The sequence below is a fragment of the Geobacter sp. genome (genome assembly GCA_009684525.1).
In the GTDB taxonomy this organism is placed as follows: Bacteria; Desulfobacterota; Desulfuromonadia; order Geobacterales; family DSM-12255; genus Geoanaerobacter.
On the sequence record WKKR01000001.1, the window covers coordinates 335,879 to 348,257 of the forward strand.

Annotated in this window: 6 protein-coding genes; 1 reads left to right on the forward strand and 5 read right to left on the reverse strand. The window is 54.3% G+C overall.

Annotated features, from left to right (window positions below):
• Positions 1–8 precede the first annotated feature (8 nt).
• On the forward strand, positions 9–680 hold the full coding sequence (lepB, locus tag GJT30_01555; protein ID MSM38296.1) for a signal peptidase I: 672 nt from the start codon (positions 9–11) through the stop codon (positions 678–680).
• A gap of 181 nt (positions 681–861) precedes the next feature.
• On the opposite strand, the gene GJT30_01560 is transcribed toward lepB, so the two are convergent.
• The 5 genes from GJT30_01560 to GJT30_01580 form a co-directional block, all read right to left on the reverse strand.
• Positions 862–1,398, reverse strand: coding sequence for a PEP-CTERM sorting domain-containing protein (locus GJT30_01560; GenBank protein ID MSM38297.1), 537 nt, complete (start codon positions 1,396–1,398; stop codon positions 862–864).
• A gap of 251 nt (positions 1,399–1,649) precedes the next feature.
• Positions 1,650–2,696 (reverse strand): LysR family transcriptional regulator, encoded by a 1,047-nt coding sequence (locus tag GJT30_01565; protein MSM38298.1) that lies wholly within the window; start codon positions 2,694–2,696, stop codon positions 1,650–1,652.
• 255 nt (positions 2,697–2,951) lie between these two features.
• Positions 2,952–6,638 carry a hypothetical protein gene (locus tag GJT30_01570; protein ID MSM38299.1) on the reverse strand — a complete coding sequence of 1,229 codons (3,687 nt, stop codon included), beginning with the start codon at positions 6,636–6,638 and terminating at the stop codon, positions 2,952–2,954.
• 265 nt (positions 6,639–6,903) lie between these two features.
• Complete coding sequence (locus GJT30_01575) at positions 6,904–7,113, reverse strand: helix-turn-helix domain-containing protein (protein MSM38300.1); 210 nt, start codon at positions 7,111–7,113, stop codon at positions 6,904–6,906.
• Between the two features lie 1,443 nt (positions 7,114–8,556).
• On the reverse strand, positions 8,557–12,231 hold the full coding sequence (locus tag GJT30_01580; protein ID MSM38301.1) for a hypothetical protein: 3,675 nt from the start codon (positions 12,229–12,231) through the stop codon (positions 8,557–8,559).
• Positions 12,232–12,379: the final 148 nt, after the last annotated feature.

A 12,379-nucleotide genomic window follows, 5' to 3' on the forward strand; every position in this document is an offset into this window, starting at 1 on the left:
CAAAGGAAATGGAGAGCATGGGAGAACAGACCACGTACCAAACACGCAATGACTCAAGCCAGGAACCGGTAATAAAGAAGAAGCATATCGTCCGTGAGTATGCCGAGTCGATTGTTATTGCCATCATCCTGGCTCTTATTATCCGAACCTTTATCGTTCAGGCGTTCAAGATTCCATCGGGATCAATGGAAGACACCCTGGCAATCGGCGACCATATTCTGGTGAACAAATTTATCTACGGTACCAAGATACCGTTTACGGACAAGAGGATTATCAAGCTGCGAGATCCGCGCCGTGGCGACGTGATCGTTTTCGAGTACCCCGAAGATCCGAGCAAGGATTTCATCAAGCGGGTCATCGGGACGCCCGGTGACGAGGTGCAGGTGATCAACAAACGGGTCTACGTTAACGGCAAGCTGTACGACAATCCCCATGAGGTGCACAAGGAAAAGGAGGTCATCCCTTTCAGCCAGAACCCGCGGGACAATACCAAGATTATCAAGGTGCCGGAAAATTCATATTTTGTCATGGGAGACAACCGGGATCGCTCCTATGACAGTCGTTTCTGGGGTTTCGTCAAGATGGACAAGATCAAAGGTCTGGCTTTCATCAAATACTGGTCGTGGGATCGGGAAAATTTCCGGATCAGGTTCGGCAGTATCGGCAAACTGATCGACTGATAAGCACAGTCGATCCCCGTTAACTCTAAAAGGTCGCCCGTGATGTGGGCGGCCTTTTTTTGTATCCGGGATCGTCAACGGTCGCGATTGGCTCTGTTCGGGGTGGAGGAGAAAACAAGATTCTGTATGAAAAAAAGGGCCGCTTGATCAAGCGGCCCTCAGACTGTAAATGCTCTCCCGGTTACTTCCGGATTCTTCTACGTCCCAAAGCAGCCAGGCCGAGGAAACCAGCGCCAAGGAGGACAAAGGTTCCCGGTTCAGGGACAGGTGTCGCGTTGTCGAATTCGACGACATGGCTTAACTTGCCGATATTCTTGATGGTGTAGTCAGTGCCGAAACTATCGTCAAGATTCAGCACAGCCCAATCCAGGCTTGCCTGGTTTTCGAACAGGAAATGGGTAATCGAGCCATTTGCGGTCTTGATCAGAAAGTACTCCGGAGAGTTGGCAAGATCCAGCGCATAGGTTCTCGCTTCTTCCTTGGTCTGCTTCCAGACACTCTCGGTAACGTCGTACTTGATCTCCCAGTCAACATCGGGGCCAAGTATGGACTTAACCCAGGCAAGCTCATAAGCATCGCCGGAGTTGCTCAGATAGGTGGATGCTTTCAGGGTATCCCTTGCGCCGACATCGGTACCGTCACTCAGTGTCAGTGCCGATGCCGATGTTGCCGTCAACAGGGTGCAAAATGCCAAAACCGACAAGATTGAACGTTTCATAACGTTGCCTCCACTTCATAACCTCACTGAATTGCCCGTCCATAATCGTCTTTCTACAAAAAAGCAAATCGTGTGCCATGATATAATATATTGAAATTACTGGGTTATATCGATTGGGCAGCAATTGAAATTTTTTTTTGTAAATTATTCCGACAGTAGAATACGCAATAAATCGGCAACTTGTCGAAATCACATAATCATATTTCCATATGCTGAGCAACTATTGTAAATATGTCCGACAATGGGGATGATTAAGGGCAGGAATTGCACCTGTCCGGAGCGATGGATGCTATTTCGTGGGATTTCTTGAGATAGAGAACCGGCGCACGATGGGTGGCTGCTGGTTTCATGAGCGATGGGCAATGGGGTGACGGGATTACCTTTTGCCGTACCGGGGACATAATCCGCTGGACCGTCTTCGCTACGGCCTGTATGAAATCGTCCATGCGCCGGTCACCATGGGAGGTTCGACTGATAACCAGGGAGCGGAATCGCTGGTGGTTGAACCCTTTTACCGTGTGTGCCCGCAACGAACCATTGGCGATCTCATCGTTTACCAGCAAACGAGACACATGTGCAATGCATGGTTCCGCCAGTACCGTCTGCTTGATGAGGTTTGGGTCGTCGAGATTGATGACGCCCCTGAAATCTTCAATCGTCTTGCCGAACAGGGCAAGGTTTGCTGCCAGTTGTTCGGTGGTATTTGCTCCTTCCTTTCTCAACACCAGTTGATGTCGCAACAGCTTTGACAGTTCCAGTTCCTCACTTTTGAGTCCCAATTTTGCGTTGCTGACAAAAACTACTTCGTCATTTGGCAGGGGTATTACGTTAAATGGCTCGGTTCTGAGAGGGCTAAAATGCTCGACGGCTATGACGTTGTACTCCGCTTCGCGCAAACCTTGTAAGGCGGTTGCTGTTGTGGAATGCCGGCACTTGAAGTCCAGGGAGTCACTTTTCGGCAATATGTGCTCACGGAGAATTCTTGGAAGAAACAGGGTGGCAAAACAGGGCGAGCAGCAAAAGGATATGTTGCACTTCAGTGGAAGCATCTTTAGGGCGCCAAAAAGCTCCTTCTCCTGATCGATAATGACTCTGGCCTTTTGCTGCACCAGTTCGCCCGCCATGGTCGGGACGATGACACCTCCTGAACGGTCGAGAAGGGTATAACCATATCTCCCCTCCATCAGTTTGATCCGCTGTGATACTGCCGATTGGGTGATACAGAGGCAATCAGCAGCGCGGGAGAAGCTGCCGGTTTCTATTACTGCAAGTAACGTTTTGAGATAGAGTGTATCCATGTGTTAACTCGATCATGAAATTGTTGTAATTCTGTTCGGTAATAGTTCGTGTCCATTTGGTGTTTTTAGAAGGCTACGAATTGGTTAGGCCGGGTTAATTATACAATATTCATGCCAAATTAATTATGATGAAATGGTGTTTAGGAGATTCCGGATAGAGTAGCCTGCCAGGATATCGAATCTCTATGGGCAGCACAAACCGGATAACGGCCCTGCATCCCTGCAGGGCCGTTATCCGCCGGAGTGATACGAACGTTACTTGAAGAAGACCATTCCGCCGGAACCGTCGGAGACATACAGACGACCGTTGGAGAGGGCAACATCCGTTGCTTCTGCTGCGGTGTCCGTGCGGGACACGAGAACAGGTGCTGCCGGATTGGTGTAGTCAATCTTGAGCAGACCTGCCTCGCCATACGCTACGTACAGGTTCAGTTTGTTGTTCTGCAGGGTGTGCTTCATACGGACGGCTCCGCCTGCAACGGTTTCATACCCAACGGTTTCGTCCAGTGCGAAACGACCCAGTGCCGCAGGCCGGTAATCATAGACGACTGTGCCGTCGAGGTTTTTGAGGAATATCTCGGTAGGATCGACTCCCACCGGTACTGCTGCGATCAGATCGGCTAAGGAATAGCAGACCACGCCGAATGAGTCGTAGCTGAGGTAGGCCTTGTCACCGATTACCTTGACGTCGATGGCCTGACCATCGGCTACGCCGATGTCGCCGTCTTCGATCTTTATCGGCTCGAAGACCTTGATGAGCTTCATATTGGTCATGTCGGTGACATCAGCCACGCCGATGCCGTACGGACCGGCTGCTACAACGGCGTAGAGCTTGCTGTCAGCGGGATTTTGCCACAACTCGATGCCGGAAGCGGTACCGAGCAGCGGATCACCCTTATTGGCGCCGATATTGGCCACATAGAAGCCGCTGTTGGCTGTCGATGGATCTTTGCTGACATCGTAGATGGTGATTCCATTGGGACCGTCGGCCACATAGGCGTAGTTGCCGCGGAACTCAACGTCGTACGCCTTGTCCTGGAAGGGGAGGGATTTGACGGTGAAGTCCGAGTTGTGCTCGAATATATCGTTACGTTGCAGTTTCATCAATAACGGTGCTCCGACCTGGCCTATACCTGCTTCTACCTGATCGATGGGAACGCCGCGCATGCCGTTGCCTATGCACTGAGCCCAAGTGGTACCGCGCGACAGGTCGATGACGTTACGGGCAGTGTGGGAGGCAGGATAGATGGTTTCGCCGTTGTAAATTTCAGGGTACTCATCCTGGAGGGTGTTTGCCACCAGATGAACGCTGTCCGTGGGATATCCGGCAGCATCGAGCAGATTGAAGGCCAGTACCCCTTTGGGGCCGTTGGAAAGGTAGAGGTAGTTGTCGGATGCCGAAATGCCGTTACCGTTGCCGATGGAAATCGGTTGGGTGGCTGAACCGTCGACGGCGGCGCCGATTTCGTCGGTGGTGGGGAAGAAGACGAGAATCGAGAAGCGATCGCTCATGGCCGTTGTGGTGAGGCTTTTCACGTCGACGAAGACGAACCCGCCGGCACTGGAGGCTTCAAGCACGTCGATGTTGCCGGCGGCGGTAAGCGACAGAGGCTCGTTGAGGAGCAGGGTGTAGCCGTGGCCGTTCAACTCTGCTGTCGCCAGCAGACAAGGTGCCTGGTAGAAAGCCCACGGAAGCGACTCGTTGTCGAGCGGGTCCCAGGGGCTCATGTCGTAAGAGATAATGTCCTCATAGTCAGGGACATTGTCGTTGGCCACGTTGTTGGTGTTGTTGCTGTAAGGTGGAGTCGGTCCATGCCAGGACAGATCAGGCGTTGCGGCGTTATCGAGGATGACCAGGCCGGCGAAGTGGTCGGTCAAAAAGACCTGGTTACCAGAAACGCGCACCCCGGTTACGCCAGACTCTTTCAACATCCCAGCCCCTTCGTAGGGAAGGATGCTCGCAGGGGTGCTGCCGGTTTCATACGGTCCGTTGACCGGTACTGCTGGGAAGTAGCCGAGATAGGAAGGTGAAGCCGGATTGGTAACATCCACCGCCACCACGCCGCCCAGTGAATAGGCAATATAGGCGATGGTACGTGTGCCCTGGACAGCAATGGCCACATCCTGTGCCTTGTAGTACCAGAAACCGTTGCGGGCAAAGTCGGCATACGGAGTAAGGCCGCTGCCAGTGCCTTTCATGACGACGAGGATTTCATACTGGACCTGGCGGTAATCGGGCATGCCGGTGAAGTCATCCAGGTAGAGATCATTGGTGGTCGTATCTATTCCGACGCTCTGGGTAATGGACATGGCGCCGAAATAGTCTTCGATTCTGGCAGAGTCGGTGTACAGGTTGTAGCGGCCGATCCAGGCAAGGGATGCGGCATTGTAGATGTTCATGCCAAGCGCGCCGAGGCTCGCATAGAGCTTGTCGTTGACGAGCTTGATGCCGATCGGCCCGCCCCAGGGGTTTTCGCCGGCATACTGGAGGGTGTAGAGCTCCGTATCGATCAGGAGGGTGCCGTCTGCTTCTACCGTGCCATTGATCAGGTTTGTCAGGGCGGTCTTGTGGATGCCGAAGCCGTAATCTGCGATCCAGAGGGATGTGCCGTCGGTTTCAGTGGCAGTGATGGGGGCAGTGGTGCTCTGGATGACCTGGTCGGGCCATATGGTGCCGCCGGTATCGGTAAAGGTGATACCTGATTGATAGTAGTTGACGGGAAGCGTCCTGATCAGGGTCGGGAGTGTCGGGTTGGTGATGTCGACTGCGGCGATGCCTGATGGCCCGCAGGAAACGATGGCGTAGACGATGCTGTTGTAGGTAACCACGTCGATATCGAAGATAAATCCGGGAAGAACAACGGAGTAGACGCTTCCCTTGGTTGTTCCGACCGGGGTGAGCTTCAGGACGTTACCGACGTTGAATGCGCTCCAGGTGGCACCGCCGTAGGTAAACTTGGCGATTGCGGTTGTCGAGCCGCCGATCTGGACATTTGGCCCAAGGAAGGGATAGATGTCAACCGGTTGGACGGCAACTGTTACATCCCTGGAAGCAGGAACGCCGTCGGTTCCGGTCACGGTAAGGCGGAAGACCAGATCGCTCTCGGCTGCTACATCCAGGGTACTGACAGATGCAGAGGCTGCGGTGGCAGAGGTGGCGGTCAGTGGCACTTTTGGTCCGGACACTTGACTCCACTGGTAGCTCGCGATCGTTCCGCTTATCGTTGCTGCGAGATTAACGGTGGTGGCTGCATGTTCGGCAAAGGAGGTCGGGGAAGCAGTAAGGTTGCTGACGGCTGCGCTAGCAGAAACCATGCTGAAATTGAGAGTTGTCGTGGCATTGGCAGTAATGGCGGCTGACTTACTCTGGACTGTATAACCGCTGGCAGTGCATTTTACAGTGTAACTTCCCGCAGTTATGCTGGAGATGGTGTATTTGCCGAGCGAGTCGGTTGTGGCGGTGTAGCCGCCGGTCGTGGTGGCGATACTCGCTCCGGCGATGGCGGTTCCGCCCGCATTGGTAACGGTCCCGGTCAGGGTGCCGGTGGTGACCGTTGCCCTGGTCAGGGCGAAATTGAGGGTGGTACGTGTTCCTGATTTGATGACTGCGGAAGCGGTCGCAGAGTTGTACCCGGTGGCACTGCAGGTTACGGTGTAGGTTGCCGGCGGCAGCGACATGGTGTAGGTGCCGGTCGATGTGGATGTAGCCGTGTATGTGCCGGTACTTGCAACCGCTTTGATGGTTGCTCCGGGAATTGCGGTTTTGGAACCTGAGATGGTAACCTTACCCGTCATCGTTCCGTTGGCCGCGTAACTGCACACGCCCGTGAGGAGCAGGGTGCCGACAAGACTGAGGAGAATGGTAATCCACCTCGAAATGTTTTTTTTCTTCATAGAACCCCCATACATGTTCAGAGCTGCATCAGAATATTGCTTGGGCATTGGGCGTAGATCGACGGTCAGATATCCTCCTTTCGTGGCAATAGATTGTACATGCGGGATTGGTGGGAGCTGGCACGAATGTGCCGCACCGTTTCGGGATAATCCCTGCAGTCGATACCGGAAGTGGCATCGGCAAGGATTATCTGGCCGGAAAGGCTACTATTGTTGAGGCGGTGTTGTTTGTTGCGGAAAAGGGACATGGTGCCCATTGTAGGGCACCATCGTGATATGATGAAGATACGATAACCGGCGATGTGGACGGTTTTTATTGTTCGTTGTCAAGAAGTCCTGCCTGTTCGAAGACCTGCACACTTTCAACCGAAACTCTCAGCCCGCGGGAACCCACGGCCCTGTCGGGATGCCATGCCTTGAGCCGTCCGAGCTGGACCAGTTCGTAGACATAGGACCGAGAGAGGCTGAAGTACTGAGCAACCTCCGGTACGGTCATGTATTTTTTTATGTTTCCGCTTTTCATCTCTGCAACCCTCTCCCTGATCCGCCTGAAAGGCGGGTATTCATTCTTTCCCCCATGTCACATGGCACCATAGAAATAGCTGCGCTTACCGTGAGAACCAGACGGGTTTCGACTTCCCGTCAGAGCTCGGTTGATGAATAGTCCGTTCGGGGACATATCCCGTCATGTGCACAACCGTGCATTTGACGGCACATGCACGTTCCGGCTGTGCAACATGGCGTACAGCCGAAACAACGGCCCTGAAGGGGAATATTCTCGGTGCTCGGGTAAACCCAGGCAAGTTTCAGGCAGCTACGTGATGTTCTGGAGGCGGGGTGGGTGGGTTGGCAGTATGTGATGGTAGACGGGCAGGAAGTTCACCGTAATGGATGTCATTCTGTTCTGTCGGAAAGAAGCCGCAGAATTGATAGGGCACGAGGTCGATTTTGCTGATACAGGTGAGCGATAGCTGTGTTCCGTTGTCGCATGGGCAACCACACCTGTAGACCGTTTTTGGGCGTGATCTGTCGTCAACATCCCGTTGTGACTGGGGGAGTTCATCGGACGTACAGCAGGGCTGTTCGTCAGGTTGTGCGTCATCGGGGCAACACGACATTTTATCAGGTGTAGAAGGAGACGGATCCTCAGAGCAGCAGTCGTTTATCGTTTCTGAGACGGGTATCGCCGCTGCGATCCGTTTTTGCCAGCAACAGCAGGTGTGATTGGCGCGTCTCTCCGGTGCGCATCCGTCAATCTCACAATCGCCCGTGCATTGTCCAGTGACGGCATGGGCGATCACGGAGGTATGCAGGGTGATTGGAGCTAACGGACTCATGGCGATAAGCGTATAGAGCAGCACCAGTACCGTTGCTCTGGCAGTTCGAGAGGAGTTGGGGCGAAGAGTTGGTAACATAACTGCGTCTCCTTGAACGGTACGGCATCAGCGCAGTCTGGGAGAGGTGAGGTGGCTGATGCCATCGTTGGAGAATCTGCAGCCTAATGGCAGTATGCATATAGTGTGAATAATGTCTAATTAGCAAATGTTGTGCCTTTGGGTGGGCGGCCATTCCCATACTGCCTCTCTGAAGACTTGCCCGAGCACTCATTTCAGCAAGTTGTGATCGGATATTCTATTTGTGTATGTACAGAACGATGGTTTGTGCCTCAAGGGCAAGGGGTGTTGCGATGGTTATTTCACGGGATAGTCGTCAGTGAAATGGCGAGATGTGGTTACATTGAAAAATGACTGATGGTGGGAAAGTCTGATTTGATCATGAAATCAACAAAATAACAAATTATTCAACTTTTGACATACGCAGTGTGTCTATTACGCGATATGGCTGAAGATGCATTTTCGAGGGGTGGTGTTCCGTTTGATTGCAGGTGGGACGGTTGGCGGCAGCCAGCCGGCACTTTGGAAGAAGTTGGAGGGGGGGACTGCTGTCCCGCCCCTCCATACTCTGCTTATTTGAAGAACAACATGCCACCGGTTCCATCGGCAACGTAAAGCCTGCCATTGCTGATGGTAACGGCGGAACACTCTCCAACAGTCGGAGCAATGCCGCTCAAGGTTGGCGCCGTCGGATCGGTCCAGTCGATCTTGAGCACGCCAGCCTCTGCAAAGGCAACATAGAAGACGAGTTTGCCATTGACGCGGGTGTAGTCCATCTTTACGGCACCACCGGCCCATGCTTCATAACCTGGTACCAGTTGCAGTTTGAAGCGGCTGGTTGCCACCGGGCGATAGTCATAGATCAGCGTGCCGCTGGTATTCTTGTCCCATACGGCAGTCGGGTCGATACCGTCAGGAAGCGGAGCAATCAGATCGGCGAGGTTGTAGCAGACAACGCCGAAGCTGTCGTAAGTGAAATAGGCGTAATTACCGACGACCTTCACGTCCACGGCCTGGCCGTCGGCTGCGCCTACCTTGCCTTCCTCAATCTTGATCGGTTCGAACACCTTGACCAGTTTCATGTTGTAGACATCGGTGATCTCCACGACACCGACGCCGCGGGGTCCTGCTGCCATGAAGGCATAGGATTTGCCATCGGCAGGGTTGGTCCAGAGGGCGATGCCGGAGGCGGTCCCCAGCGGTGGTTTGTCTTTGCCCGCACCTATGTTGGCGACTACGAAGCCGCTGTTCACGACCGACGGGTCCTTGGTGGTGTCGTAAACGGTAAGACCGTTGCTGCCGTCAGCAGTATAGGCGTAATTGCCCCTGATCTCCACGTCATAGGAATGATCCTGGTACTGAAGCCCTTTGACGTTGCCTGCATCGCTGTTGTGTTCGAACAGGTCGGTCGGTTTGAGCGGCAGCAGGAGGGGGGCGCCTATGGCACCAAGGCCTGATTCCACGCCGGATACGTTCACACGGCGCAGTCCGATGCTGGAGCAGTTGGCCCACGCTACTTTCATGACAGGATCGTAGACGACATTAGCGGCATGAGAGGCTGGGTAGATGGTCACACCGTTGTAGACTTCAGGATACTCGTCCTGCAGGGTGTTTCCCACCAGGTGGATGTTGTCGGTGGGGTATCCGTTGTCGTCGACGATCTTCCAGGCGGAGATACCGTGGGGGCCGTCGGAGTGGTAGATGTACTTGTCGGAAGAGGTTATGCCCGCGGAGTGGCCGATGGAGATGGTCTGTCCCGCTGTGCCGTCCACTTTCGCACCGATCTCGTCGGTGGTGGGGAAGTAGGAGGAGACGCCGTAGCGATCGGACATGGCAGAGGCATTCAGGTTGATGATGTCGAGGAAGTTGAAGCCGCCAGCCCCGGAGCAGGCGAGGATGTCCACATTACCTGCCGCATTGATGTTCATGTTGTCCATTAGGAGGAGGCGGTTGCCATGGCCGTTGATCTCCGTGGTGACCAGCTTGCATGGTGCCTGGTACATCCACTTGGGCATGGATTCGTTATCCAGCGGATCGTAGGCTGCCATGTCGTAGGAGGTGATGAATTCCGTATCCGGGAAATGATTGCCGGCAATCCCGTCGGTATCGTTGTTGTAAGGGGCGTTCTCTCCCTTCCATCCGGATTCGGGGATGTTCGCATGGTCGACAATGACGAGACCGGCAAAGTGATCGGTCATGTAGGCGTAGTTGCCGTTGATCTTCACGTCGATGATGCCGGATTCCTTGAGCATGCCGGCCCCATAATAGGGGAGCAGGCTCTGCGACTGGGTTCCGGTGATCTTGTCAGGGCCGTTGGCTGCAACTGCCGGTACATAGCCGAGATAGGTACCGGTAAGGAATGCAGCCGATGTAGCCGACTGGAATCCGGTGATGTCAACGGCAACAAGCCCGCCGAGGGAGTAGGCGATATAGGCGATGGTACGGCTGCCGAATTCGGCAATATCGACCGACTGGGCCTTGTAATAAAACTTGCCGTACCGCTCGAAATCGGCCCAGGGTGTGGGGGCGACCACGTCGTTGCGCATGACCTCCGCCAGTTCGAAATTGGTCTGGCGGTAGTCGGGCATGCCGGTGAAGGCATCGGTAAATGTCTCACCGGATGTTGCATCTTTCTGCACGGCCTGTTTGACATCCATGTTGATGAACCAGTCTTCGACCATCGTTGTGTCGGTATAGAGGTTATATCGCCCGATCTGTTCGAGAGTCGATGGATCGAAGATCCCCAGCCCCAATTCCTTCATGCAGGCAAACAGCTTGCCGCCATAAAGTTTCAGGTCGATGGGACCTCCCCATGGGTTTTCCCCTGCAAACTGGAGGGTGTATTTTTCCAGTTCGACCAGGAGCGTTCCGTCTGCTTCCAGTACCGGACCGGTTGCTCCCAGAAGATTGGCCAGTGCGGTCTTATGGATGCCGAATTCGCTGTCGGCAATGTAGAGGGTGATCCCGTCGGTTTCAAGGGCTGCTACCGGTGCCTGGATGCTGCTGATCTCATTGCCGGTGAGGATATCGCCGCCACCCTCGGTAAAGGTGATGTTGTCCTTGAAATAGTTGAGATGCACGTTACTGACCTGGACCATGGCGGTGGGAACCGTTATGTTCACCACGACGATGCCGGAGCTCCCGGCCGAGAGCAGGGCATAGTTCTGGCCGTTGTACGTGACCAGGTCGATGTCATTGATGAAGCCGGGTGCGTAAATGGAGTAGACCTGCCCTTTGGTGGGGCCGATGGGGGTCACGCAGAGTCTGCTGCCGATGTTGAAAATGGCCCATTCGCTGCCGCTGTAGTTGAATTTCTTGACGGCAGTTGTCGCTCCGCCGATCTGGATGTTGTCCCCCAGGATGGGTACCATGTCGCTTGACTGGACAAAGACGCTGACATCTTTGACAGTAGCAGCCTGATTGGTGCCGGTGACACTAAGACGGAAGACCAGTTCCGTGTCAACGGCGATGCTGAGATTGCTGATATCGGCAGTTGCGCCAGAAGCACTCGTTGCGGTGAGAGGAACCTTCGGCCCCTTGACTTGTGACCATTGATACGAGGAGACCGTTCCGGTTACAGCCGATGTAAGGGTGACGCTTCCGGCTTCTGCTTCGACAAGGGTGGCTGGCGTGGCGGTCAGCGAGGTGATGGCGACCGTAAGTGGTGTCAGAGCTGCATTGCTCGTCGTGGTGGTTCCCGCAGATACCGTTACCTGCGAGCTGGCGGTGGAGAACCCTGCTTTGGAGATCGTCCGGGTGTAGGTACCGGCCATGACATTGGCCAGGGTATAGGTCCCGGTGCTGCTGGTGACGGCAGAGTAGCCACCAGGAGAGAGGTTGACCGCGGCATCGGCAAGCGATGCACCAGTGGTGCTGTTGGTTACTTTGCCGTTTACGGTGCCGGTGACTCCCGTAATTTTGACGAGCGCGAAATTCAGTGTCGTTTTGACGCCGCTTTTGATGGTTGCAGTGGAGGTCGCGGTTTGATAGCCTGCTGCTACACAGGTAACCGAGTAGGTGGCCGGAGCCAGGGAGATGCTATAGGTTCCCGAATTGGAGGATGTCCCCGAATACGTTCCTGTTGTTGCAACGGCGGTTACCGTTGCTCCCTTGATGGATGTCGACGTTCCCGAGATGGTGATCTTGCCGGCAAGCGTGCCGTTGGCCGCTGATCCGGGGCTGGCTGTGATACATAATAGTGCTAAGACAAATCCGATGATTCCGAACCAACTTCGTGTGTTGCTCATTGCTGCCTCCTTGCGTGATTGCGGGGTGTTAGCGTATGCTCCCCTTTCCGCGCACGTTTCCTTTCGTTCAGTAAAGACGACTTTCCTTGCGTGATTCTTGCCTCTGACTGCATCGATCGTTTGCCCGTTAGTCAAAAGTGTAAGGTAG

What these genes read in the sequence shown, in the direction of transcription:
- lepB (MSM38296.1), top strand. Translation starts at nt 9, where the DNA reads ATGGAGAGCATGGGAGAACAGACCACGTACCAAACACGCAATGACTCA.
- GJT30_01580 (MSM38301.1), bottom strand. Translation starts at nt 12,231, where the DNA reads ATGAGCAACACACGAAGTTGGTTCGGAATCATCGGATTTGTCTTAGCA.
- GJT30_01570 (MSM38299.1), bottom strand. Translation starts at nt 6,638, where the DNA reads ATGCCCAAGCAATATTCTGATGCAGCTCTGAACATGTATGGGGGTTCT.
- GJT30_01565 (MSM38298.1), bottom strand. Translation starts at nt 2,696, where the DNA reads ATGGATACACTCTATCTCAAAACGTTACTTGCAGTAATAGAAACCGGC.
- GJT30_01575 (MSM38300.1), bottom strand. Translation starts at nt 7,113, where the DNA reads ATGAAAAGCGGAAACATAAAAAAATACATGACCGTACCGGAGGTTGCT.
- GJT30_01560 (MSM38297.1), bottom strand. Translation starts at nt 1,398, where the DNA reads ATGAAACGTTCAATCTTGTCGGTTTTGGCATTTTGCACCCTGTTGACG.